This window comes from Curtobacterium sp. PhB170, assembly GCF_003752345.1.
Lineage (GTDB): Bacteria > Actinomycetota > Actinomycetes > Actinomycetales > Microbacteriaceae > Curtobacterium.
This window is the reverse complement of the sequence record NZ_RJUM01000012.1, coordinates 57,929-82,455: the sequence shown is the minus strand read 5'-3', so window position 1 is coordinate 82,455 and position 24,527 is coordinate 57,929. Positions and strand designations below refer to the sequence as shown.

Below are 24,527 nucleotides of genomic sequence, written 5' to 3'. Positions count from 1 at the left end.
CGACCAGGACGCCACCAGCGTCGGCGACACACGTCGCGTATCCGGCTCCGCCGGATCGGTAGCCTGTCGGGGTGAACTCCCGTCGCGCCTACCTGATCTGGGGCATCGCGGTGCTCGCCTACGTCCTGGCGGTCGTGCAGCGGTCCTCGCTCGGGGTGTCCGGGGTGGACGCGCAGGACCGGTTCGCCGTCTCGGCGGCGGTGTTGTCCACGCTCGCGGTCGTGCAGATCGCCGTGTACGCCGGACTCCAGATCCCGGTGGGCGTCGCGCTCGACCGGGTGGGGCCGCGCAAGCTCGTCCTGCTCGGCGCCGCGCTGCTCGTGGTCGGCCAGGCCGTCGTGGCCTTCTCGCCGACGATCGGCCCGGCGATCGCGGGCCGGGTGCTCGTGGGCGCCGGCGACGCGATGACGTTCATCTCGGTGATCCGCCTGGTGCCGATGTGGTTCAGCGGCCGGATCCTGCCGCAGATCTCGCAGTGGACGGGCAACCTCGGGCAGATCGGCCAGATCCTGTCGGCGTTCCCGTTCGCGGTGCTCCTGCACGCCGCGGGGTGGACGCCCGCGTTCGGGGTCGCCGCCGCCGCGAGTGCCGTCGGGCTCGTCCTGGCGTTCGTCTTCGTCCGCAACGGCCCCGTGGTCGTGCGGACCGGAACGATCCCGCTGCCGCACTCGCGGGGCGCCGCGTTCCGGACGTTCGGGCACGCGTTGCGTCGACCGGGCACGCAGCTCGGGTTCTGGTCCCACTACGTGACGCAGTCGTCCGGCACGGTGTTCTCGCTGCTGTGGGGCGTCCCGATGCTCCGCGGGCTCGGGTACAGCCCCGCCGAGGCCGCCGGCTTCCTGACGATCATCGTCGCCGTGGGCTTCGTCGCCGGGCCGGTGCTCGGGCTGCTGTGTGCGCGGTTCCCGATGCGCCGCTCGAACCTCGTGCTCGGCGTGGTCGTGCTGCTCGCCGTGGTGTGGACCGCGATACTGCTCTGGCCCGGCCACCCGCCGACCTGGCTGCTCGTGCTGCTCGTCGTGGCGATGGGCATCGGCGGCCCCGGTTCGCTGATCGGGTTCGACTTCGCCCGGACGTTCAACCCGGTCGGTTCCCTCGGGTCCGCGAACGGCGTCGTCAACGTCGGGGGCTTCCTGGCGGCCTTCGTGATGATGTACCTGATCGGGCTGCTCCTCGACGTGATGTCCCGCGTCACCGGCGAGACGGTGTTCGCCTGGGACAACTTCCGCGTGGCCCTCACGGTGCAGTACCTGGTGGTCGGGTTCGGCGTAGCGATGCTCCTGCACGCGCGGCACCGCACGCGCCGGGTGCTCCACGCGGAGGAGGGAATACGCGTCGGACCGCTCTGGGTTGCACTCGTTGCGCGCCTGCGGAAGCGGCACGTGCAATAATGATCACGGACCCACTCAGGACCCCCATCCTGTCGGAGCACTTCGGAGCGCCGATCAACCCGGGGGACTTGACATGGGTCTTAGTGCTGCCCGGAACGGTAGGACTCGACGACGCGGGGGACTGCGGCTCGGGCCCTGGGCGGCGAGGGAGGCCACGACCCCACGAACGTGGCACGACGAGAGAGGTGATCGCATGGCTGCCCGGAGCACGACGATCGATCCCACGAAGGACACTCAGCCCGAAGGTGCTGTGGCAGAGGACGCCACGGACGCCGAGGGAACCGCCGCGCCGAAGAAGCGCGCCACCAAGGCCCCCGCCAAGAAGGCCCCGGCCAAGAAGGCCGCCCCGAAGGCGAAGAAGGTCGACCCCGTCGACGAGGCGAACGAAGCCACCGACGAGCCGACCGAGGACGTCGAGGACACCGACGACAAGGCGATCAAGCCCGACGCCGCCGCAGCGGTCGCCGCCGGCGCGCTCGTCATCTCGCAGACCGACGACGACGAAGCCCCGGTCTACTCGACGACCATCACGGGTGCGACCGCCGACCCGGTGAAGGACTACCTCAAGCAGATCGGCAAGGTTGCCCTGCTCAACGCCGAGCAGGAGGTCGAGCTCGCGATGCGCATCGAGGCCGGTCTGTTCGCCGAGGACAAGCTGCAGCACTCGACCGGGCTGACCAAGCCGGCCGAGCGTGAGCTGCGCTGGGTCGCCCGCGACGGTCAGCGCGCCAAGTCGCACCTGCTCGGCGCGAACCTCCGCCTCGTGGTGTCGCTCGCCAAGCGCTACACCGGCCGTGGCATGCAGTTCCTGGACCTCATCCAGGAGGGCAACCTGGGCCTGATCCGTGCGGTCGAGAAGTTCGACTACACCAAGGGCTTCAAGTTCTCGACGTACGCGACGTGGTGGATCCGCCAGGCGATCACCCGCGCCATGGCCGACCAGGCCCGCACCATCCGCATCCCGGTGCACATGGTCGAGGTCATCAACAAGCTCGCTCGTGTCCAGCGCCAGATGCTGCAGGACCTCGGTCGCGAACCCACTCCGGAAGAGCTCGCGCGCGAGCTCGACATGACCCCGGAGAAGGTCGTCGAGGTGCAGAAGTACGGTCGCGAGCCGATCTCCCTGCACACGCCCCTGGGCGAGGACGGCGACTCCGAGTTCGGTGACCTCATCGAGGACACCGAGGCGGTCGTGCCGGCCGACGCGGTGGGCTTCACCATGCTGCAGAAGCAGCTCGAGAGCCTGCTCGACTCCCTGTCCGAGCGCGAAGCGGGCGTCATCCGCATGCGCTTCGGCCTCGGTGACGGCCAGCCGAAGACCCTCGACCAGATCGGTGACACGTTCGGCGTGACGCGTGAGCGCATCCGTCAGATCGAGTCCAAGACGATGGCGAAGCTCCGCCACCCGTCGCGGTCGCAGTCGCTGCGCGACTACCTCGAGTAGGCCGATGCGGTTCTTCATCCCGATCCTGATCGGGCGGGTCCTCCGCGCCCTCGCCAGAGCGCGGGGCGGGGGATCCGCCTACCCCGGGTACATCGTGCTCAAGCTGGTGCCGGACTTCCTGCAGCACGTGACGAAGCAGTTCCCGAACGGCGTCGTCTTCGTGCTCGGGTCGAACGGCAAGTCGACGACCACGCACATGATCTCGGACATCGTCCGGGCGCACGGGCTCCGCGTCTTCACGAACCCGTCCGGGGCGAACCTGCCGCAGGGCATCGCGTCGGCGCTGCTGTCCGAGGTGTCGCTGACCGGTCGCCTGAAGGCAGACATCGGCATCCTCGAGGTGGACGAGGCCTTCGCGGTCGAGCTCGCCGGCATCCTGTCGCCGTCCACGGTGACGATGCTCAACGTGCAGGTCGACCAGCTGTACCGGTTCTTCGAGACCGAACGCGTCGCCGACATGATGCTCGACACCGCGGCACTGTCCGCGGCGAACGTCATCACGAACCGCGACGACCAGTTCCTCGATGCCTACGCAGCGCGCACGGGCCAGCGGGTGCTGCGTTTCGGTGCGAGCGCCGAGGTCGTCGCCGCGGCGCCGAACGGCCTGCAGAACGCCGACGACTTCGACCGGCAGGACGCCCAGCCGAACGCCGCTGAGTCAGAGGTCGTCGTGAACACCGGTGACGGTGCGACGATCCGTTTCGACGGTTCCGACATCGCGGTGCGCCTGCCCGCACGCGGCCTGCACTACGCGGTCGACGCTGCTGCTGCCACCGCCACGGCCAGCGCAGCACTCGGCACGCAGTTCCGCGCCGACGCCGTCACGAAGGCCTTCGGCACGATGAAGCCGGCGTACGGCCGCGGGGAGCGACTGCCGATCGCCGGCGAGTCCGCCGAGTTCACGATGTTCAAGAACGCCGCGAGCCTCCAGCTCAACCTCGACGCGCTGCCGGACCGCCCCGAGCAGGTCCTCATGGCGATCGACGAGGGCACGCCGGACATCTCGTGGATCTACGACATCGACTTCTCGAAGCTCGACCACGTCGACGTCGTCTCCGGTGACAAGGCCTGGCAGATCGCGATCGCCCTCGAGCACGCCGGTGTCCGCATCGGCAGGGTCGACCCCGACGTCGAGGCCGCGATCAAGCACATGGAGCAGCTCGGGTCGACGACCAGCGGGACGAAGAACTTCATCGTCAACTACGAGATCATGATGATCGCCCGCAAGGCCCTCGGCCACCCGGACATGGAGAAGACCGCATGACGGCCGACCGGCTGACCATCCTGCACGTCTACCCCCGGCAGATGGGCGTCTCGGGGGACCGCGGCAACGTCGCAGCCCTCGTCCGCCGTGCCGCCGCAGCCGGCCTCGACGCCGAGGTGCTCGAGTACGCGCCCGGCGACGATCTGCCCGCCGCGGCCGACGTCGTGGTCATCGGCAACGGACCGCTCAGCGCGATGCGTTCGCTCGGTGCGGACGTCGCCCGCATCGCCGCTCCGCTCCGTTCGTTCGCGAGCGACGGGGTGCCGGTCATCGCCGTCGGCGGCGGGTTCGACCTGGCGACGAACGAGGTCGTCCCCACCGAGGGTGCTCCGGTCGAGGGGTTCGGTGTGTTCGACGCCCGAGCCGTCCGCGGTGCCGAACGTCGGGTGAACTACTTCGTCCTCGAGACCCGGTACCCGCTGCTCCCCGGCGCGCCGAAGCGCCTCGCCGGCTTCGAGGACCACGCCACCACGATCGAGCTCGCGGCCGGGGTCACCCCCTTCGCCGACGTCGTGTCCGGCGGCGGCAACCAGGCGGGAGCCCCGGTCGAGGGTGCGATCGTCGGCACGTCCTTCGGCACGCACACGCAGGGTCCGATCCTGCCGCTCAACCCGCAGCTGACCGACGGTGTCCTCGCCGCAGCAACCGCACGGCTGGGTCGCGAGTACGCACCGGACCCGGAGCAGACGGCCACCATCGACCGCTACGCACGCGAAGCGCGCGCGACGGTCGACCGCTACGTCGACAAGGCGTTCAAGCGCATCGCGTGACGCTCACGAAGGCCGGTTCCCGACGGGACCCGGCCTTCGTCGTATCCGCGCGTTCTGAGACGGGCAACAGACAGACGGGAGGCCCGGTGCCAGCTGGCACCGGGCCTCCCGTCTTGCTGTGGTCGCGCCTTCGCGCGCTACTTCGACTCGTAGAGTCGGCTGCTCTCGTCGTGCCATTCGATGGCGGTCGCCGCGAGCTTGTCCTTGAACTCTGCGCCGTGGTGCGCGCAGAAGAAGAGCTCGCCGCTCGACATGGTGGCTCGGATGTAGGCCTGCGCTCCGCAGCTGTCGCAACGGTCGGCGGCGGTCAGCTGGTGGTTGCTGACTTCGTCGATGGAGGGGTCCTGCACGGTCTGGGTCATTGCTGTGCTCCTCACGGATCGCAGGTGGTGCCGGGTGGTTGCACCATTTCAACACGTGATGCCTGAGAACGATGCATTGTGCAGCGCTGTTTCGCTGAGCGCGGATCGGTTGTCCCCAGTGCGAGTGTCCGCGCCGAGGGTGTCGGTACCGCTCGGTAGCATCGGACGGTGAGCTCCGACTACTCCGCACGCCATCTCTCCGTCCTCGAAGGGCTCGAGGCGGTCCGGAAGCGTCCGGGGATGTACATCGGCTCGACCGACTCCCGCGGGCTCATGCACTGCCTGTGGGAGATCATCGACAACTCCGTCGACGAAGCCCTGGCGGGGCACGGCGACGAGATCGGCGTCGTGCTGCACGCCGACGGTTCGGTCGAGGTCCGCGACACCGCCCGGGGCATCCCGGTGGACGTCGAACCGAAGACCGGCCTGACCGGGGTCGAGGTCGTGTTCACCAAGCTGCACGCCGGCGGCAAGTTCGGCTCCGGCTCCTACGCGGCCTCCGGTGGTCTGCACGGCGTCGGTGCCTCGGTGGTCAACGCCCTGTCCGAGCGCCTCGACGTCGAGGTCGACCGCGGCGGCAAGACCTACGCCATGTCGTTCCACCGCGGCGAGCCCGGCACGTTCGACGACGCCGAGGGCATCGGTCCGGACGCCCCGTTCAGCCCCTTCACCTCGGGCAGCGAGCTGCGGGTCGTCGGCAAGGTGAAGAAGGGCGTCACGGGTTCCCGGATCCGGTACTGGGCGGACCGGCAGATCTTCACCGCCGACGCGCGGTTCAGCACCGACGACCTGGTCACCCGGGCGCGGCAGACGGCGTTCCTGGTGCCCGGGCTCGGCATCACGATCACCGACGAGCGCGTGTCCTCGATCGAGGCCGCCGCTGCGCGTGCCGAGGCGACGGGAACCGCCGTCGAGGCCGGCCCGGTCGTCGAGCGCTTCCGCTACGAGGGCGGCATCGGCGAGTTCGTCGAGCACCTCGCGGCCGACACCGCCGTCACCGACGTCTGGCGCGTGCAGGGCACCGGGACCTTCACCGAGACCGTCCCGATGCTCGACGACAAGGGTCACATGGTGTCGACCTCGGTCGAGCGCTCCTGCGAGGTGGACCTCGCGCTGCGGTGGGGCGACGGCTACGAGACGGTGTTCCGCAGCTTCGTCAACATCATCGCCACGCCGAAGGGCGGCACGCACCAGGCCGGCTTCGAATCCGGTCTGGTCAAGGCCGTCCGTGCACAGGTCGAGGCGAACGCCCGCAAGCTCAAGGTCGGGCAGGACAAGCTCGACAAGGACGACGTGCTCGCCGGCATGACCGCCGTGCTGACCGTCCGGCTGCCCGAGCCGCAGTTCGAGGGACAGACGAAGGAGATCCTCGGCACGCCGGCGGTCCGCAAGATCGTCGACCAGGTCGTGTCGAAGCGCATCACCGAGATCCTGACGTCGACGCAGCGCACCGAGAAGGCCCAGGCGGCGACCCTGCTCGAGAAGGTCGTCGCGGAGATGAAGACCCGCATCTCGGCCCGCGCCCACAAGGAGACGCAGCGCCGGAAGAACGCGCTCGAGAACTCCTCGTTGCCGACGAAGCTCGCGGACTGCCGATCGCAGGAGACCGAGGGCACCGAGCTCTTCATCGTCGAGGGCGACTCGGCCCTGGGGACTGCGAAGCTCGCCCGCAACAGCGAGTACCAGGCGCTGCTGCCGATCCGCGGCAAGATCCTCAACGTGCAGAAGGCGTCCGTGTCGGACATGCTGTCGAACGTCGAGTGCGCGTCGATCATCCAGGTCATCGGTGCCGGCTCCGGCCGGACGTTCGAGATCGACCAGGCGCGCTACGGCAAGGTCATCATCATGTCGGACGCCGACGTCGACGGTGCCCACATCCGCACGCTGCTGCTGACCCTGTTCTTCCGGTACATGCGACCGATGATCGAGCAGGGCCGGGTGTTCGCCGCCGTGCCGCCGCTGCACCGGGTCGTCGTGGTGAACCGCGGCAAGCCGAACGACACGCTGTACACGTACTCCGAGCAGGAGCTGCAGACCGTGCTGAAGAAGCTCGAGAAGACCGGCAAGAAGTACCAGGAGCCGATCCAGCGGTACAAGGGCCTGGGCGAGATGGACGCCGATCAGCTCGCCGAGACCACCATGGACCGTGCGCACCGGACCCTGCGGCGGGTGAACATCACGCATGCCGAGAGCGCGGCGAAGGTGTTCGAGCTGCTGATGGGCAACGACGTGGCCCCGCGCAAGGAGTTCATCCTGGCCGGCGAGGGTCTGGACCGCGACCGCATCGACGCGTAGTCGCGCGGCGGCGCCCGGCCCGAGTCTCGGCGGCGCTGGGCCGAGTCTCGGCCGCAGCGACTCGTCTCGGGCTGCGAGCTCCGAGTTCGGTCGCTCAGCCCGAGTCTCGGTGCCGCAAGAGCGACACCGTGCCGCCACCGTGCGCGGTCCGTACCGCCAACGCGACAGAGTCCTGCGAACTGTTGGCGGACTTCTGTCGCTTCCGCGTCGGCGGAGCGAGCGGTCTGGACGGGGCTGGCCCGCGCCTCCCGGCCAGCGAGTCTCGCGGTGGGCGACCGGACTCGGGTGCCGGACCGCGAACGATGTCGCGCAGACCGAGTCTCGGTGCCGCCAGAGCGACACTGTGCCGCCACCGTGCTCGGTCCGTGCCGCCCACGCGACAGTGTCCCGCGAACTGTTCGCGGGACACTGTCGCTTTCGCGGAGAGAAGCCCGCCGGAGCGCTGCCGCGCGCTACGCGTCGCCAGCGGTGCCGTCGAGCGCCGCAGCACTGCCACCGATCGAGCCGATGACGGCCTCGAGCGGTGCCCCCGACCCGTCACGCTTCGACAGCCAGTCGGGCAGGGTCCGCGCGGCGCCGTCCGTACCGACCGCGTGCGGGGGAGCGATGCCCGCCCAGCCCACGGTGAGTCCGTCCTCACCCTTCAGGAACGCGTGCGCTCGGACACCCTGGGTCGCCCGGCCCTTGGCGGGGAACTCGGACAGGGCGGAGACCTTGGCGCGACCGGAGTCGGTGCCCGGCAGCGCCGTGGAGGTCGTGGACACCGTGGCGACCACGGCGTCGTCGGACCGGGCGACGGAGCCGAACCAGATCACCGAGGACCCGGGTGCCAGCGCCATGCCCGCGACACCGCCTGCCGGGAGCCCCTGGGCACGGACGCCGGACGCGGGGAAGCGCAGGAGCTGGGCGTTCGAGCTGATGAACACCAGGTCGTCGGACTCGGGTGCCTGGGCGGCGCCGACCACCGCGTCGCCGGGCTTCAGGCCGATGGCGACGAACTCGGGCTTGTCGGGCCAGGCTCCGGGGACGACGCGCTTCACGACGCCCTGCGCGGTACCGATGGCGAGGGAGTCCGACGACGCGCCGGACAGGTCGACGAGTGCAACGACCGTCTCGCCCTTGGTGAGCACCAGGAAGTCCGTGACCCGTACGCCGGCGTCGAGGCGGACCGCGGCGGGCGGCACCGCCGGCACGTCGACGGGGGAGAGCCGCAGGACCCGCCCGGTCGAGGTCAGCGCGCCGACCTGGCCCCGGACGGTGCTCACCACGGCGGACCGGACGGCGTCGTGCTTGGAGCGCTTCGGTACCCGGACGATGCTGAGCTCCGACGTCGGGATGTCGACGCGGATGAGCCGTCCGGTGGTCGAGAGGAGCACGCGGCACGGCGAGTCGGCGACCTGGAGCGACTCCGGGTCGACCGCGGCCTTGCGACCGCCCTTGACGGGGGCGTCGGCCTCGGTGAGCAGGGTGCGGCGGGGGGTGGCGAACTTGTCGGAGACCTCGGTGAGCTCGAGCGCGACCTGGGCACGGAGCCGTTCGTCGGACGCCAGGAGTTCCTCGAGCGCAGCGATGTCGGCGAGGAGCTGGTCGCGCTCTGCCTCGAGCTCCATGCGCGAGAACTTCGTCAGGCGTCGGAGCCGCAGTTCGAGGATGTACTCGGCCTGCACCTCGGACAGGTCGAAGACGTCGCGGAGACGGCTCCGTGCGGCCTCGGAGTCGTCCGAGGTGCGGATGACCTGGATGACCTCGTCGATGTCGAGGATCGCGATGAGCAGGCCCTCGACCAGGTGCAGCCGCTCGCGGCGACGCGCGAGCCGGTACTCCGACCGCCGGGTGACGACCGACAACCGGTGCTGGACGTAGACGTCGAGCAGCTCGCGCAGCCCGAGCGTGCGCGGGGACCCGCCGACGAGCGCGACGTTGTTGATGCCGAAGCCGTCCTCGAGCGGAGTGTGCTTGTACAGCTGCTCGAGCACCGCGGTGGGGTTGAACCCGCTCTTGATGCCGATCACGAGCCGGAGCCCGTGGTTGCGGTCGGTCAGGTCGTTGACGTCCGAGATGCCGACCAGCTTCTTGGACTGGACGCCGTCCTTGATCTTCTCGATGACGCGCTCGGGGCCGACCAGGTACGGCAGCTCGGTGACGACGAGCCCGACCTTGCGCGGGGTCAGGTTCTCGACGCTCACCTTCGACCGGGTGCGGAACGTGCCACGCCCGGTGGCGTACGCGTCGCGGACCCCGGAGAGCCCGACGATGGTGCCGCCGGAGGGCAGGTCCGGCCCCGGCACGAACTCCATGAGCTCTTCGAGGGTGGCCTGCGGGTTCATCAGCAGGTGCTTCGCGGCCTCGACCACCTCGCCCAGGTTGTGCGGCGCCATGTTCGTCGCCATGCCGACCGCGATGCCCGACGCGCCGTTGACGAGCAGGTTCGGGAACGCCGCGGGCAGGACGCCGGGCTGCATGATCTGGTTGTCGTAGTTCGGGACGAAGTCGACGACGTCCTCGCCGAGGCCCTCGGTCATCGCCATCGACGGTTCGGCCAGGCGGGCTTCGGTGTACCGGGCGGCAGCGGGACCGTCGTCGAGCGACCCGAAGTTGCCGTGGCCGTCGATCAGCGGCACGCGCATCGTGAACGGCTGCGCCATCCGCACCAGGGCGTCGTAGATCGCGCCGTCGCCGTGCGGGTGCAGCTTGCCCATCACCTCACCGGTGACGCGGGCGCTCTTGACGTGCCCGCGGTCGGGCCGCAGGCCCATCTCGGCCATCTGGTACAGGATGCGCCGCTGGACGGGCTTCAGGCCGTCGCGCGCATCGGGCAGCGCCCGCGAGTAGATGACGGAGTACGCGTACTCGAGGAAGGAGCCCTGCATCTCCTCGGAGACGTCGACGTCCTCGATGCGCTCACCGTCGGGCAGGCCGACTGCGTCCGTGCGTGCCATGGCACCTTTCTGGAAGACCGGAGTCGTCTAGGAGACTCTGTCGTCTGGGAGACTCTGTGGAATGGGAACAAGCGTACCGACGGCCCCCGACGCCGCCGCGAACCTCGCCGACGTCTTCCCGAGTTGCCTCGTGGCGCTCGGGGCTGCGGACGGCGCGTGGTCGCGTGACCACGGCCTGGAGGCCCGGATCGCCCTCCGTCCCGCCCGTTCCGCGATCGTCGTCCTGGTCGACGGCCTCGGGAGCGTCGCGCTGTCGGCTCGCGCCGGGCACGCCCGCTGGCTCACGGCCGCGAAGGGGTCCGGCACCGCGAAGAAGCTGCGCAGCGGGTTCCCGACCACGACGGCCGCGGCACTGAGCACCCTGACCACCGGACGGTCGCCCGGCACGCACGGCGTCGTCGGCTACAGCGGCTGGAACCCGGACACCGGTGCTGTCATGAACCTGCTCGGCGGGTGGGACACCGAGGTCCCCGCGGACTGGTTCCTCACCGAGACGCTCTTCACCCGTGCCGCGGAGCTCGGCGTCGACCCCGTCGTCGTCGGCCCCGATCGGTACCGGGCGTCGGGCATGACCGCGAACGTCCTCGGCGGCGCACGGTACGTGTCGGCGGACACGATCCCGGAGCGCGTCGACGCCGCCCTGGCCGAGACCGCCACCGGTCGATCACTCGTGTACCTGTACGTGCCGGAGCTCGACTCGATCGGCCACAAGTCCGGGTGGCAGTCCGACCGGTGGACGGCGACGCTCGAGCTGCTCGACGGCGAGCTCGCCCGCCTCGATGCCCGCGGTGCGTCGGACGTCGGTGTCCTGGTCACCGCGGACCACGGCGTGCTCGACGTGCCCGACCACGCGAACATCGCCATCGACCCGATGCTGCTGACGGACGTCGTCGGGGTGGCTGGCGATCCGCGGTGCCGCCAGCTCACGGTGGCGCCGGGCACCGACGTTCGCGGGTTGGTCGGGGCGTTCCGGGCGCGCTACGGCAAGAAGGCGTACGTCGCGAGCCGCGAGGAGGCGATCGCTGCCGGGTGGTTCGGCGCGGTCTCGCCGCAGGTGGTCCCGCGCATCGGCGACGTGATCGTCGTGGCACGCGGGTCGTGGGCGTTCAACGACGACCGCGCGCTGCGTGACGGCGAGGTTCCGAAGCGCATGATCGGCCAGCACGGCGCGATGACCGACGAGGAGACGTTCGTCCCGCTGCGGCTCGCCGGGGCGTTCGCGCAGTAGCAGCCGGCCGCGGGTCAGTCCGAGCTGATCAGGCCGGGTCCTCCGGGCGGGTGCCGAAGACGATCTCGTCCCAGCTCGGCATCGACCGGCGGTTGCGCTTCTTGCGCTCGGCGCGGCCCTCTGCTTCGGGCGCCGATGCCGGACGGGCGTCGGCGGACGGCGGGACGGTGTCGCCTTCGGGCTCGTCCTCGAAGCCCTGCAGCGGGATGTCGACGACGCTGATCGAGGTGCCGCGGGCGGGCTCGTCGCGCTGTTCCCCGAACGAAGCGGCCTCGCGCTCCCCACGGCGGCGGCGGAGCGCCTCGAGCAGGTCGGCGGTCTCGTTGCCGGGTGCGCGCTCCTCGACGGCCGCCTGGCCGATCCGGGGCAGCGGTGCTCGGAGCGGCGCGCGGTCGGGGACGTCGGGGTTCGTGACGGCCTCGTCCTCTTCCTCGACGCGGAAGGCGCCGGAGTCGAAGCGGGTGCCGTCGTCGTGCTGCTGCTCGTACTCCACGGCGCGCAGGCGGGGCGCGATGCCCTCGTCGTCGGTGTGCGAGAGCCGGTGCGCGTCGCCGTTGTCCGGCACGAGCGTCGAGGTCTTCGGGTCGAAACGCCACTGCGCGTCGTGCTCGACCTCGGCCGCGGTGTAGCGGACCCGGACCTGCCAGCCGCTCTCCGGGTGCTTCCACGAGCCCCAGCTGATCGCGGTGGCCTCGCCGGCCTCGAGCTTCGCGGTGATCGCCGCGCCGAAGGTGTCGGGGGCCTCGTCGTCGACCGGGGTCACCGGGACGCGGTGCGAGGCGTCGAGGACGAAGGCGCGCTCGGCGAGCACCGGGCCCTCGAAGCGTCGGACGTACTCGACGTCGACGTCGAGTGCGGCGGCGACCTCGGCGGCGTCGGCACCGCCACGGATGCGTGCCTGGACGTCCTTGGGGGAGACCCGCTTCTGCGGACCGGCGTCGGGGTTGGCCTGTCGGACCTGCCCCGGAAGCGAGGACGTGACGGGCAACCGGAACTCGGTACCGCCGTCGGTGGCCAGGAGGATCGCGCCTGCCTCGACTCCGATGACTCTCACGTCTTGCATGGTCCAGCCTTCCCAGCGTCGCGTACGGTCGTGCGTCGTACCCCGTGAGTATGCAGTGGTCGCGGACGGTTTCCACGGAGGCGCACGGGCGTGCCGCGGAGTCTGCGCACCAGTGGCGACGGGTGTCGGGAATGTCCCGATCCGGTCACGGGTTGCAGCGCCGTGACGACCCGCCGCAGATCTCGGTTTGCACTCTGGCGGGACGTAGTGCAAACTGTCGCCGCCGATCACCCGGCGACGACCTCTCGATACGAGAAATGGATGGGCATGGCCACCGATTACGACGCCCCCCGGAAGACCGATGACAACTCCGATTCGGAGTCGATCGAGGCCCTCAAGGAGCGCGTTCCCGACAAGATGTCGGGGGTCGTCGACGATGATTCGGACAACCCCGGCAGCTTCGAACTCGCCGGGCAGGACCTGAGCGACGTCGACCTCGACGTCGTGGTGCTGCCCCCGCAGGTCGATGAGTTCACCTGCGTCGAGTGCTTCCTCGTGAAGCACCGCTCCCAGCTCGACCATGAGTCGAAGCTCGGGCCGGTCTGCGCGGAATGCGCGGCGCTCTAGACGCACCGATCACCGAAGGCCCCGCATCCTCCAGGATGCGGGGCCTTCGTCGTACGGTGCGGGGCGGACGCGTGCCGGGCCTCCCGTCCGCCCGTCGCGGTCCGTCAGGACCGGAGCGCCTCGACCACCTTGGTGGGCTGCCGGACGCTGACCAGCCAGTAGGGCGTCGGGTCGGCGTCGTCGCGGACCTCGACCTTGACGACCCCGCGCACGTAGCCGCGGAAGAGCGTCCACGCTCGAGCGTCGAGCTTCGGTCCGCGCTGCGTGGTCGCCTCGGCGCCCTCGAACGCCTCGACGCTGCCGACGAGTGCGCGGGGGAGGTGCGCCTTGCCGGCGCGGAACTCGCTGTCCGTGACCTCGATGGTGGGTGCGAGTGCCCACAGGAGCACGAGGACGCCGAGCTCCATGCCGATCGCCACGAGCACACCGGCGAGCACGCTGATGGGCAGGAACACGAGCAGGGTGGCGGGGATGACGAGCGCCGTCGCCAGGTACAGGGCGGGCGGGGCCCAGAGTCGTTCGCGGTACAGGGTCACGGGTCCATTCGACCACGACTCGGGACAGGTCACGGTCGGGTCACGTCTCTGCACTACCCTCGACACGTGATGGAACCAGTCGACGTCCTCTGGACCGGGGAGAACCGCCCCGGACACGCCCACCCCGGCGACGCCGGTGCCGACCTCGTCTCGACCGAGGCCTTCGTGCTGCAGCCGGGCGAGCGCCACCTGGCCGCGACCGGGCTGCGGATCGCGCTCCCCGAGGGGTACGCCGCGTTCGTGGTCCCGCGCAGCGGGCTCGCCGCCAAGCACGGCATCACCATCGTCAACAGCCCGGGCACGGTCGACTCCGGGTACCGCGGCGAGATCAAGGTCTCACTGCTCAACACCGACCGGTCCGAACCGTACGAGGTGCACGTGGGTGACCGGATCGCACAGCTGATCGTCATGCCCGTGCCGCGGGTGACGTACACGCACGTCGAGGAACTCCCCGACAGCGTCCGGGGCCAGGGTGGCTTCGGCTCGTCCGGCTACGGTGACCGGAGCGGTGCCGTGACCGGCGCCGCGGACGATGTTCAGGAAGGAACGCGCGCATGAAGTTCGGTCGACGCAAGCGTGACGAGGGCGAGGTGGCCGAGGTCGAGGTGGCCGAGGCCGTCGCCGACGAGGTCGAGATCGCGGACACGACCCCCGAGGTCGACATCGCGACGGACGCCGACGCGGACCTCGACGAGGTCGACGGGGTCGCCCCGACGGACAAGTCCGCCCCCGAGGACCGTGCCGAGAACGGCCCCCACGACGAGACCGAGGCGAACCTGGTCCGTCCGTACGTCGACCTGGGCGGCGTGAAGGTCCTGCCGCGCGAAGGCCTGCACCTGCGCCTCGAGGTCGAGGAGGGCTCGCAGCGCGTCGTCGCGGTCGGGCTCGACTACGACGACTCGACGCTGCAGGTCCAGCCGTTCGCCGCACCCCGCTCGACGGGTCTGTGGCACGAGATCCGCGCGCAGATCGCCGAGCAGATCGAGCGCCAGGGTGGTGTCGTGACCGAGGTCGACGGCCCGTTCGGCCCCGAGCTCCGTGCGTCCGTGCCGGTCGCGGTCGACGGGGACGGCGGCGCCGCCGGTGTCCGTCCGGCCCGCTTCGTCGGCGTCGACGGCCCTCGTTGGTTCCTGCGCGGCGTGATCGCCGGCAAGGCCGCCGAGCAGCCCGACGACGCGAGCGAGATCGAGGAGCTGTTCCGCAGCGTCGTCGTCGTGCGCGGCACGACGCCGATGCCGCCGCGCGACCTCATCCCGCTGCACATGCCGAAGTCGACGCAGACCGCGATCTGACGACCTGACCCGCCCTGGAGGCACGGTGCCGGAACACGACGACACCCACCGACCCGAGACGGCCGGGTCCGAAGCCGTGCCCGCGTCCGCTGGGACACCTGACGCTGCGTCGGCTGCGCCGTCGTTCTCGGCGCAGTTCCGCGACGCGGTGCAGAACGCGGGCATCGCCCGCGTCGCCCCTGGCGAGGCGCCCTCCGGGCGCGCGCTGCTCGGAGCGGTCGGCGGGATCCGCGGGCTCGCCGAGTCGGTGCTGCCCGGGTTCGCGTTCCTGGTGGTCTACGCGATCACGAAGGAGCTCGTGCCGAGCGTCGTGATCCCGGTCGTCGTCGGACTCGTCTTCGTCGTGCTCCGCCTGGTGCAGCGACAGTCGCTGACGATGTCCTTCGCCGGCATCCTCGGCGTCGCGGTGTCGGCCGGCCTCGCCCTCATCACCGGACGCGCCGAGAGCAACTTCATCCCGGGGATCATCATCAACTCGGTGTGGTTGGTCGGGCTCCTCGTGTCACTGGCCGTCCGCTGGCCGCTCATCGGTCTGGTCGTCGGGTTCCTGCTGCCGGCGAACGAGGACGGCTCGCACGTCGACTGGCGCGCCGACCCGGTCAAGCGCCGTGTGCTGACGGTCGCCACCTGGATCTGGGTCGGGCTCTTCGCACTCCGCCTGGCCGTCGAGGTGCCGCTGTACCTCACCGCGCAGGTCGAGCTGCTCGCCGGCCTCAAGCTCATCCTCGGCGTCCCGCTCTACGCCGCCGTGCTCTGGGTCACGTGGCTGCTGGTCCGCACCGTGTTCGTGCGGAGGGACGACGCCGCCACGGTGTAGAGTTGTCTTGACATCAAGAGACTTTCCCGTCCGGCGCTCCGGCGCCAGCGGGATTAGGTTTGCCTTGCTGGTGGGACGGACCACGGCCCGCGATGATGAGGGCAAACCGATCAGTAGGGAGGCGGCACGGTGGCTGCAGTCAATAGCTTCGGCTCGAAGGACACACTGTCGGTTGGGGGTGTCGACTACGCGATCCACCGGATCGACACGGTGCCCGGGCACGAGAAGCTCCCGTACAGCCTGAAGGTGCTGCTCGAGAACCTCCTCCGCACCGAGGACGGCAAGAACGTCACCGAGGCGCAGATCCGCGCGCTCGGCTCCTGGCGCCCCGACGCCGACCCGGACACCGAGATCCAGTTCTCGCCGGCGCGCGTCGTCATGCAGGACTTCACGGGCGTGCCGTGCATCGTCGACCTCGCCACCATGCGCGAGGCGATGGCGGACATCGGCGGCGACCCGAACAAGATCAACCCGCTGTCCCCGGCCGAGATGGTCATCGACCACTCGGTCATCGCCGACCTGTTCGGCAGCACGGACGCACTCCAGCGCAACACCGACCTCGAGTACGAGCGGAACGGGGAGCGCTACCAGTTCCTCCGCTGGGGCCAGACCGCGTTCGAGGACTTCAAGGTCGTCCCGCCGGGCACCGGCATCGTGCACCAGGTCAACATCGAGTACCTGGCGAAGGTCACCTACACGCGTGACTTCGACGGCGAGACCTACGCCTACCCGGACACCCTCGTCGGCACCGACTCGCACACCACGATGGTGAACGGGCTCGGCGTGCTCGGCTGGGGCGTCGGCGGCATCGAGGCCGAGGCAGCGATGCTCGGCCAGCCGGTGTCGATGCTCATCCCCAAGGTCGTCGGCTTCAAGCTCTCCGGTGAGATCCCGGCCGGCGTGACCGCGACCGACGTGGTGCTCACCATCACGCAGGAACTCCGCAAGCACGGTGTCGTCGGCAAGTTCGTCGAGTTCTACGGCGAGGGCGTCAGCGCCGTCCCGCTCGCGAACCGCGCCACCATCGGCAACATGTCGCCCGAGTTCGGTTCGACCGCTGCGATCTTCCCGGTCGACGACGTCACGCTCGACTACCTGCGTCTGACCGGTCGCGACGAGGCGCAGATCGCCCTGGTCGAGGCGTACTCCAAGGCCCAGGGTCTGTGGCACGACGCCTCGGTCGAGCCGGCGTACTCCGAGTACATGGAGCTCGATCTCTCCACGGTCGTGCCGTCGATCTCGGGGCCGAAGCGTCCGCAGGACCGCATCGAACTGTCCAAGGCGAAGGACCAGTTCGAGGTCGACCTGAACAACTACACGACCCCGAGCGAGCAGACCGACCTCGACGACGCGGTGGAGGAGACCTTCCCGGCCTCCGACCCGATCGCCGCGGGCTCGACCAACGAGGACACCAACCTGCACGAGCACGTCTACGTGTCGAGCGCCCCGTCGACGGCCTCGGCCCCGACGAAGGTCGCGATGGACGGGGCCGACCCGTTCACGATCGACCACGGTGCCGTCGCGATCGCCGCGATCACCTCGTGCACGAACACCTCGAACCCGTCCGTCATGATGGCGGCCGGCATCCTCGCGCGGAACGCCGCCGCCAAGGGCCTGACCTCGAAGCCGTGGGTCAAGACGACGCTCGCCCCCGGGTCCAAGGTCGTCACCGACTACTACGAGAAGGCCGGTCTCACGACCTACCTCGAGCAGCTCGGCTTCTACACGGTCGGCTACGGCTGCACCACCTGCATCGGCAACTCGGGCCCGCTGCCCGAGGAGATCTCGCAGGCCGTGCAGGACAACGACCTCGCCGTCACCGCGGTGCTCTCGGGCAACCGCAACTTCGAGGGGCGCATCAACCCCGACGTCAAGATGAACTACCTGGCGTCCCCGCCCCTGGTCATCGCGTACGCCCTCGCCGGGTCGATGCACTTCGACTTCGACAAGGACGCCCTCGGCAAGGACCAGGACGGCAACGACGTCTACCTGCAGGACATCTGGCCCGACGCGGCCGAGGTCCAGCAGGTCATCGACGAGTCGATCGACACCGAGATGTTCACCCACGAGTACGGCTCCGTGTTCGAGGGCGACGACCGCTGGAAGAACCTGCCGACCCCCACGGGCGACACCTTCGAGTGGGACCAGGAGTCGACCTACGTGCGGAAGCCCCCGTACTTCGAGGGCATGACCATGCAGCCCGACGCGGTGTCGGACATCTCCGGCGCCCGCGTGCTGGCGAAGCTCGGCGACTCGGTCACGACCGACCACATCTCGCCCGCCGGCTCGATCAAGGCGGACAGCCCGGCCGGCAAGTACCTGGCCGAGCACGACGTGGACCGCAAGGACTTCAACTCCTACGGCTCGCGTCGCGGCAACCACGAGGTGATGATCCGGGGCACGTTCGCGAACATCCGTCTGCGCAACCAGCTGCTCGACGGCGTGGAGGGCGGATACACCCGTGACTTCACGACCGCCGACGGCGAGCAGTCGTTCATCTACGACGCCTCGCAGCACTACCAGGAGCAGGGCATCCCGCTCGTCATCTTCGGCGGCAAGGAGTACGGCTCGGGTTCGTCGCGCGACTGGGCGGCCAAGGGCACGAACCTGCTCGGCGTCCGCGCGGTCATCACCGAGAGCTTCGAGCGGATCCACCGCTCGAACCTCATCGGCATGGGCGTCGTCCCGCTGCAGTTCCCGGCGGGCGAGACGGTCGAGTCCCTCGGGCTGGACGGCACCGAGGTCGTCTCGATCTCGGGGTTGACCGAGCTCAACGAGGGCCGGACCCCGAAGACCGTGCACGTCACCGCGACGCCGAGCGAGCACTCGCCCGCCGGCAAGCAGCCGGTCGAGTTCGACGCGGTCGTCCGCATCGACACCCCGGGTGAGGCCGATTACTACCGCAACGGCGGCATCCTGCAGTACGTGCTCCGGTCGCTCGTCTGAGCGACGTGAGCACGGGTCGCTGACGCGACCACACGACGGACTGGATGCCCGTGGCGACACCGCCACGGGCCTCCCGTCCGTTGTCGGGTCCCGAGAATAGAGTGGGCCGACAGCCCCACGAAAGGAGCGCCCGTGAGCCTGCTCAGCAGCATCACGTCGCCGCGCGACCTGAAGCGTCTCTCCGACGTGCAGATGACCGAACTCGCCGCCGAGATCCGCCGGTTCCTGGTGGCCGAGGTCGCGAAGACCGGTGGGCACCTCGGGCCCAACCTCGGGGTGGTCGAGCTGACGCTCGCGATGCACCGGGTGTTCGACTCGCCGAACGACCCCTTCGTGTTCGACACGGGGCACCAGTCGTACGTGCACAAGCTCGTCACCGGGCGGCAGGACTTCTCGAAGCTCCGCGAGCGGGGAGGCATCGCCGGCTACCCGCAGCGGAGCGAGTCCGAGCACGACATCGTGGAGTCGTCGCACGCGTCGTCGTCCCTGTCGTGGGCCGACGGGATCTCCCGCGCGTTCGGGCAGACCGGACAGACCGACCGCACCGTCGTCGCGGTGGTCGGTGACGGCGCCCTCACCGGTGGGATGACGTGGGAGGCGCTCAACAACATCTCGGACGACAACGACCGTCGCCTGGTCATCGTCGTCAACGACAACGGCCGCTCGTACGCTCCGACGATCGGCGGCATGGCGCGGTTCCTCAGCTCCATGCGCACGCGGCGTGAGTACCGGGCGCTCTACGAGACCTCCCGGGCCGTGGCCGACCGCTTCGGCGCGCCCGGCCGGGCCGTGTACCGCGGGATGCGCGGGGGCCTGCACGGGTTCCTGTCGCGCTTCACGAACAACGAAGCGCTGTACTCGAACCTCGACATCAAGTACATCGGGCCGGTCAACGGACACGACCAGCGTGCGATGGAGGCAGCGCTCCGGCAGGCGAAGGCCTACGGCGCCCCGACGATCGTGCACGCGATCACCGAGAAGGGCCACGGGTTCGAGCCGGCCCTGCGCGACCAGGCCGACCAGTTCCACGCCGTCGGGCACATCGACCCGGAGACGGGGGAGTCGCTCGACGCGGCGTCGGGTCCGTCGTGGACCTCGGTGTTCGCGTCGACCCTGGCTTCTGTGGGCGATTCGGACCCCCGTGTCGTCGCGATCACGGCTGCGATGCTCCGACCGACCGGACTGCACCTGTTCCAGGAGCAGCACCCCGACCGCGTGTACGACGTCGGCATCGCCGAGCAGCACGCCGTGACGACCGCTGCGGGTCTCGCCTACGGCGGCCTGCACCCCGTGGTGGCGCTGTACGCGACCTTCCTCAACCGGGCGTTCGACCAGGTGCTGATGGACGTCGCGTTGCACAAGGCCGGCGTCACGTTCGTGCTCGACCGCGCCGGCATCACCGGGCCGGACGGGCCGTCGCACCACGGCATGTGGGACCTCGCGCTGCTGCAGGTCGTGCCCGGCATCCGGATCGCGGCGCCCCGCGATGCGGCGACCCTGCGCGAGGAGTTCCGCGAGGCGATCGCCGTCGACGACGCCCCCACCGTGCTCCGGTGGTCGAAGGGCCAGGTCGGGCCGGACATCCCCGCCGTCCGTCGTCTCCCCGACGGTGTGGACGTGCTGCACGCCGCCGCGGACGGCGTCGAGGACGTGCTCTTCGTGGCCGTCGGCTCGATGGTGCCGACGGCGCTCGAGGCCGCGGCGCTGCTCGAGGCGCAGGGTATCGGCGTCACCGTCGTCGACCCGCGCTGGGTGGTCCCGATCCCGGGCTCGCTCATCGAGCTGTCGCGGACGCACCGGCTCGTCATCACGATCGAGGACGGCGTGCGCGTCGGTGGCGTCGGGACCCGCCTGCGGCAGGACCTGCGGGCAGCCGGGGTCGACACCGGCGTGAACGAGCTGGGGCTGCCCGACGAGTTCATCGACCACGCGACCCGGTCGCAGATCCTCGCCGACGTCGGGCTGACGGCGCAGGCGATCGCCCGTGACGTGATCGACCAGGTCGTCGGGACGAAGCTGCCGCAGGCGAAGCCCGCGCGGTCGCGGGAGTCCGCCGACCGCTAGGCGGGGACCGCGCGGCAGTCCCGAGTCGCGCCCCCGCGCGGGCGTGGGGGGGGGGGGGGGGGGGGGGGGGGGGGGCCCCGCCCCCCCCGCCCCCCCCCCCCGCCCCCCCGGGGGGCGCCCCCCCCCCCCGGGGGGGCCCCCCCCCCCCCCGCCTCGGGGCGCGACACCGGCGCCGGCTAGCGGGAAGCGGGGCCGACGATCAGCGGGTCGTGGAAGCTCCCACCGAAGACGCGCTCGGACGCCCCACTGCGATCGAGGTACGGGCTGATCCCACCGGCCTGGAACGGGTAGCCCGCACCGAGGATCAGGCCGAGGTCGATCTCCTCGACGTGCTGGACGACCTCGTCTTCGAGCATGCGGTGCAGCTCGTCGGCCAGGGCGTCCTCGAAGCGCTGCTGCATCGCGGCGGCGTCGACGGGCTTCGCGTCCTTCTTCGACGGCGCGACGAGCTTGACGGCAGCGGGGTCGTACCCGGTCGCGTTGCCCTTCTTGTCGCGGGTCAGGATCTTCCCGTAGTCGGCGATCTTCTTCAGCCCGTCACCGGGGTAGAAGCGCTCCGGCCAGGCGGCGTGGTGCGAGTCGAGCACGTGCGCTCCGACCGGCAGACCGACGAGTTCGAGCAGCTCGAACGGCGACATCGGCAGTCCGAGCGGCGCGGCACCGGCCGCCACGACGTCGAACGAGGTGCCCTGCTCGACGCCGCGCATCGCCTCACCGAGGACCCGTGCGAGCACCCGGTTGACGACGAAGCCCGGCTGGTCGGCTGTGATGATCGCCGTCTTCTTGAGGGTCTTCGCGACGGCGAGCGCCGTGACGAGCGTCTCGTCGGAGGTGTCGGCGGTGCGGACGACCTCGAGCAAGGGCATCACGGCGACCGGGTTGAAGAAGTGGAACCCGACCAGGCGCGACGGGTCGGACAGCACCGAGCCCATCTCGGAGACGGACAACGACGAGGTGTTGGTGGCGAGGATGGCGTCCGGCGCGATGACCTGCTCGATCTTCCGGAAGACCTCTTGCTTGACGCTCATCTCCTCGAAGACGGCCTCGATCACCCAGTCGGCGTCGGCGAAGGCGTCGTACGACACCGACCCGCTGACGAGTGCGGTGATGCGGTTCGCGTCGTCGGGGGAGATCCGCCCCTTCTCGAGCAGCTTGCCGACCTCGCCGCGGATCCGCTCCACGCCGGCGTCGACGCGGGACTGGTCGACGTCGGTGATCACGACGGGGACGCCGAGTCGTCGGGCGAAGAGCAGTGCGAACTGCGACGCCATCAGCCCGGCGCCGAGGACGCCGACCTTCGTGATCTTCTTCGGCTCGACGCCTTCCGGCGCGCCGACGGGCTTCTTCGCGCGCTTCTGCACCAGGTCGAACGCGTACATCGACGCAGCGAACTGGTCACCGGAGAGCAGGTCGGCGAGGGCGTCGTCCTCGTCGGCGAACCGCTCGTCCAAGGATCCGCCGCGAGCGGCGGCCACCAGGTCGAGCGCGCGGAACGGCGACTTCGGCACCGTCCCGATCTTCGACGCGACCTGCCCACGGGCGACCTTGACGACCGTGCCCCAGGCAGCCTTCTCGAGCATGCCCGGTTCGTTGGGCCGCTTGACCGACACGCGACCGGCGATGACACCGTCGGCCCACGCGACGGCTGACGGCAGGAACGTCACCGACGGGATCAGCGCGTCGCCGATGCCGATCTCGACCGCAGCCGCCCCGTCCATCAGGCGGTTGTTCTTGAGGGGGTTCTCGACGATGACCCGCAGCGCCCGCTCCGGACCGATCAGGCGGGGGAGCAGTGTCGCGCCGCCCCAGCCCGGGATGATGCCGAGGAAGACCTCGGGCAGGCCGATGCCCTGCGCCGCGGACGAGAACACCCGGTAGGTGCAGTGCAGTCCGATCTCGAGACCGCCGCCGAGCGCGATGCCGTTGATGAACGCGAACGACGGCACACCGAGGTCGGACAGCTTGCGGAGCGTGGCGTGGCCGAGGGCCGCGAGGTCGTGGGCAACGTCCCGCGACGGCACGGACGCTGCCTGCGACAGGTCGGCACCGGCAGCGAAGCAGTACTCCTTGCCGGTGATCGCGACGCCCTGGATCGTGCCGGCGGTCGCCTCGGTCTTCAGGGTGTCGAGCACCCCGGAGAGTTCGCGGAGCGTGCGCGGCCCGAGGGTGCTCGGACGCTTGTAGTCCTTGCCGTTGTCGAGCGTGATGAGCGCCAGGGTGCCACCGGAGGGCATCGTGACGTGCTTGACGAACGAGTGCGTGACGACCTCGTCCTCGCTGAGTTCGGACAGACGGTCGGTGTCGACGGTGGTCATGCTCATGCCCCCTTCCGAGCCGAACGTGCTGCGGACTTGCTGAAGCCGGGGTTCTCCCAGATCACGGTGCCGCCCTGGCCGAGTCCGATGCACATCGTGGTGATGCCGTACTGGACGTCCGGGCGCTCGGCGAACTGCGCGGCGAGCTGGTTCATCAGGCGGACACCGCTCGATGCCAGCGGGTGGCCGACGGCGATCGCGCCGCCCCACGCGTTGACGTTCGCGGAGTCCTGCGCGATGCCGTAGTTGTCGAGGAACGCGAGCACCTGCACCGCGAACGCCTCGTTGATCTCGAACAGGCCGATGTCGTCGATCGACAGGCCGGCCTTCGACAGTGCCTTGTCGGTTGCGGGGACGGGACCGACGCCCATGACCTCGGGCTCGACGCCCGCGAAAGCGAACGAGACCATCCGCATCTTCGTGGGCAGGCCGTGCTCCTTGGCGCCCTCGGCCGAGGCGAGCAGGCTCATGGTCGCGCCGTCGTTGAGGCCGGCGGCGTTGCCGGCGGTGACCCGTCCGTGCGGGCGGAACGGCGTCTTCAGCGCGGCCAGTGCCTCGAGCGTGGTGCCCGGACGCGGCGGCTCGTCGGTGCTGATGACGTCCCACCCGTCGCCCTTGTTCACCTCGACCGGGATCACGTCGGGCTGCAGCTTGCCGGCGGCCCACGCTGCGGCGTACCGCTGCTGGGACTGGACGGCGTAGGCGTCCGTGCGGTCCTTCGTGATCGCCGGGAAGCGGTCGTGCAGGCGCTCGGCGGTGGACCCCATCACCAGCGCGTCGCTCGACACCATGCGTTCGGCGATGAACCGCGGGTTCGGGTCCGAGTTGAAGCCCATCGGGTGGCGCCCCATGTGCTCGACACCTCCGGCGATCGCGATGTCCGCGGCGCCGAAGGCGATGGCACCCGCGAGCGTCGTGACGCTCGTCATGGCCCCGGCGCACATGCGGTCGATCGCGTACCCGGGGACCGACTTCGGCAGGCCGGCCAACATGCCGACGGTGCGGCCGAGGGTCAGCCCCTGGTCACCCTGCTGCGTGGTCGCCGCGACGGCGACGTCGTCCACCGCTGCGGTGTCGAGCGAGGCGTTCCGGTCGAGCAGTCCGCGCATCGCGTGCACCGCGAGGTCGTCGGACCGGGTCTTCCAGAACACCCCCTTCTCGCCGGCTCGTCCGAACGGTGTCCGTACTCCGTCCACGAACACGACGTCTGATGCCTTTGGCAATCCGGGCCTCC

At 70.3% G+C, this 24,527-nt stretch carries 18 protein-coding genes; 12 read left to right on the top strand and 6 right to left on the bottom strand.

Translation table 11 applies throughout. The features are described from left to right. The first annotated feature begins 71 nt into the window (after positions 1–71). The 4 genes from EDF40_RS13790 (at position 72) to EDF40_RS13775 (ending at position 4,869) form a co-directional block, all read left to right on the top strand. The gene (locus EDF40_RS13790) at positions 72–1,391 is read left to right on the top strand and encodes a nitrate/nitrite transporter (protein WP_123340517.1); all 1,320 of its coding nucleotides are present in this window, start codon (positions 72–74) and stop codon (positions 1,389–1,391) included. A gap of 193 nt (positions 1,392–1,584) precedes the next feature. Then, on the top strand, positions 1,585–2,835 hold the full coding sequence (locus EDF40_RS13785; protein ID WP_123292681.1) for an RNA polymerase sigma factor: 1,251 nt from the start codon (positions 1,585–1,587) through the stop codon (positions 2,833–2,835). 4 nt (positions 2,836–2,839) lie between these two features. After that, positions 2,840–4,099, top strand: a complete 1,260-nt coding sequence (locus tag EDF40_RS13780; RefSeq protein ID WP_123340518.1) for a MurT ligase domain-containing protein — start codon at positions 2,840–2,842, stop codon at positions 4,097–4,099. After that, entirely contained in the window at positions 4,096–4,869 is a 774-nt protein-coding gene (locus EDF40_RS13775; protein ID WP_123340519.1) for a type 1 glutamine amidotransferase, read from the top strand. Before EDF40_RS13780 ends, EDF40_RS13775 begins: the two co-directional genes overlap by 4 nt. A 137-nt stretch (positions 4,870–5,006) precedes the next feature. Here the strand turns inward: EDF40_RS13775 and EDF40_RS13770 are convergent, their stop codons facing one another. Further along, positions 5,007–5,231 (bottom strand): hypothetical protein, encoded by a 225-nt coding sequence (locus tag EDF40_RS13770; protein ID WP_071255055.1) that lies wholly within the window; start codon positions 5,229–5,231, stop codon positions 5,007–5,009. A 168-nt stretch (positions 5,232–5,399) separates the two neighbouring features. Between EDF40_RS13770 and EDF40_RS13765 the strand changes: the two genes are divergently transcribed. After that, entirely contained in the window at positions 5,400–7,526 is a 2,127-nt protein-coding gene (locus tag EDF40_RS13765; RefSeq protein ID WP_123340520.1) for a type IIA DNA topoisomerase subunit B, read from the top strand. 452 nt (positions 7,527–7,978) lie between these two features. On the opposite strand, the gene EDF40_RS13760 is transcribed toward EDF40_RS13765, so the two are convergent. Beyond that, positions 7,979–10,465: a DNA topoisomerase (ATP-hydrolyzing) subunit A gene (locus EDF40_RS13760; RefSeq protein ID WP_123340521.1), complete on the bottom strand. Its 2,487-nt coding sequence runs from the start codon at positions 10,463–10,465 to the stop codon at positions 7,979–7,981. A gap of 61 nt (positions 10,466–10,526) precedes the next feature. On the opposite strand from EDF40_RS13760, the gene EDF40_RS13755 reads away from it, so the two are divergent. Further along, positions 10,527–11,693 carry an alkaline phosphatase family protein gene (locus EDF40_RS13755; RefSeq protein WP_123340522.1) on the top strand — a complete coding sequence of 389 codons (1,167 nt, stop codon included), beginning with the start codon at positions 10,527–10,529 and terminating at the stop codon, positions 11,691–11,693. A gap of 28 nt (positions 11,694–11,721) precedes the next feature. On the opposite strand, the gene sepH is transcribed toward EDF40_RS13755, so the two are convergent. Continuing rightward, entirely contained in the window at positions 11,722–12,756 is a 1,035-nt protein-coding gene (gene sepH, locus EDF40_RS13750) for a septation protein SepH (protein ID WP_123340523.1), read from the bottom strand. Positions 12,757–13,023: 267 nt separating this feature from the next. Between sepH and EDF40_RS13745 the strand changes: the two genes are divergently transcribed. Further along, entirely contained in the window at positions 13,024–13,323 is a 300-nt protein-coding gene (locus EDF40_RS13745; RefSeq protein ID WP_031263038.1) for a DUF4193 domain-containing protein, read from the top strand. A 104-nt stretch (positions 13,324–13,427) separates the two neighbouring features. On the opposite strand, the gene EDF40_RS13740 is transcribed toward EDF40_RS13745, so the two are convergent. Next, entirely contained in the window at positions 13,428–13,859 is a 432-nt protein-coding gene (locus EDF40_RS13740) for a DUF3093 domain-containing protein (protein WP_111086383.1), read from the bottom strand. 69 nt (positions 13,860–13,928) lie between these two features. On the opposite strand from EDF40_RS13740, the gene dut reads away from it, so the two are divergent. From dut to dxs, 5 genes are all read left to right on the top strand, one after another. Beyond that, positions 13,929–14,417, top strand: coding sequence for a dUTP diphosphatase (dut, locus tag EDF40_RS13735; RefSeq protein WP_123340524.1), 489 nt, complete (start codon positions 13,929–13,931; stop codon positions 14,415–14,417). Beyond that, the gene (locus EDF40_RS13730; protein ID WP_216833902.1) at positions 14,414–15,151 is read left to right on the top strand and encodes a DUF3710 domain-containing protein; all 738 of its coding nucleotides are present in this window, start codon (positions 14,414–14,416) and stop codon (positions 15,149–15,151) included. Before dut ends, EDF40_RS13730 begins: the two co-directional genes overlap by 4 nt. 25 nt (positions 15,152–15,176) lie before the next feature. Then, positions 15,177–15,968 carry a DUF3159 domain-containing protein gene (locus EDF40_RS13725; RefSeq protein ID WP_123340525.1) on the top strand — a complete coding sequence of 264 codons (792 nt, stop codon included), beginning with the start codon at positions 15,177–15,179 and terminating at the stop codon, positions 15,966–15,968. Positions 15,969–16,097: 129 nt separating this feature from the next. Further along, a complete protein-coding gene (gene acnA, locus EDF40_RS13720) occupies positions 16,098–18,914 on the top strand; it encodes an aconitate hydratase AcnA (protein ID WP_123292691.1) in 2,817 nt (938 codons plus the stop codon). Between the two features lie 132 nt (positions 18,915–19,046). Continuing rightward, positions 19,047–20,978 (top strand): 1-deoxy-D-xylulose-5-phosphate synthase, encoded by a 1,932-nt coding sequence (gene dxs, locus EDF40_RS13715; protein ID WP_123292692.1) that lies wholly within the window; start codon positions 19,047–19,049, stop codon positions 20,976–20,978. Positions 20,979–21,154: 176 nt separating this feature from the next. On the opposite strand, the gene EDF40_RS13710 is transcribed toward dxs, so the two are convergent. Continuing rightward, entirely contained in the window at positions 21,155–23,299 is a 2,145-nt protein-coding gene (locus tag EDF40_RS13710; protein WP_123338335.1) for a 3-hydroxyacyl-CoA dehydrogenase NAD-binding domain-containing protein, read from the bottom strand. Next, positions 23,296–24,516 carry a thiolase family protein gene (locus EDF40_RS13705; RefSeq protein WP_123338336.1) on the bottom strand — a complete coding sequence of 407 codons (1,221 nt, stop codon included), beginning with the start codon at positions 24,514–24,516 and terminating at the stop codon, positions 23,296–23,298. The genes EDF40_RS13710 and EDF40_RS13705 overlap by 4 nt, the downstream gene beginning before the upstream one ends. Positions 24,517–24,527 lie beyond the last annotated feature (11 nt).

Coding starts and splice junctions, on each gene's coding strand:
- EDF40_RS13780 (WP_123340518.1), top strand. CDS start 2,840: ATGCGGTTCTTCATCCCGATCCTGATCGGGCGGGTCCTCCGCGCCCTC.
- EDF40_RS13785 (WP_123292681.1), top strand. CDS start 1,585: ATGGCTGCCCGGAGCACGACGATCGATCCCACGAAGGACACTCAGCCC.
- EDF40_RS13745 (WP_031263038.1), top strand. CDS start 13,024: ATGGCCACCGATTACGACGCCCCCCGGAAGACCGATGACAACTCCGAT.
- EDF40_RS13730 (WP_216833902.1), top strand. CDS start 14,414: ATGAAGTTCGGTCGACGCAAGCGTGACGAGGGCGAGGTGGCCGAGGTC.
- EDF40_RS13755 (WP_123340522.1), top strand. CDS start 10,527: ATGGGAACAAGCGTACCGACGGCCCCCGACGCCGCCGCGAACCTCGCC.
- dut (WP_123340524.1), top strand. CDS start 13,929: ATGGAACCAGTCGACGTCCTCTGGACCGGGGAGAACCGCCCCGGACAC.
- EDF40_RS13770 (WP_071255055.1), bottom strand. CDS start 5,231: ATGACCCAGACCGTGCAGGACCCCTCCATCGACGAAGTCAGCAACCAC.
- sepH (WP_123340523.1), bottom strand. CDS start 12,756: ATGCAAGACGTGAGAGTCATCGGAGTCGAGGCAGGCGCGATCCTCCTG.
- EDF40_RS13760 (WP_123340521.1), bottom strand. CDS start 10,465: ATGGCACGCACGGACGCAGTCGGCCTGCCCGACGGTGAGCGCATCGAG.
- EDF40_RS13710 (WP_123338335.1), bottom strand. CDS start 23,299: ATGAGCATGACCACCGTCGACACCGACCGTCTGTCCGAACTCAGCGAG.
- EDF40_RS13775 (WP_123340519.1), top strand. CDS start 4,096: ATGACGGCCGACCGGCTGACCATCCTGCACGTCTACCCCCGGCAGATG.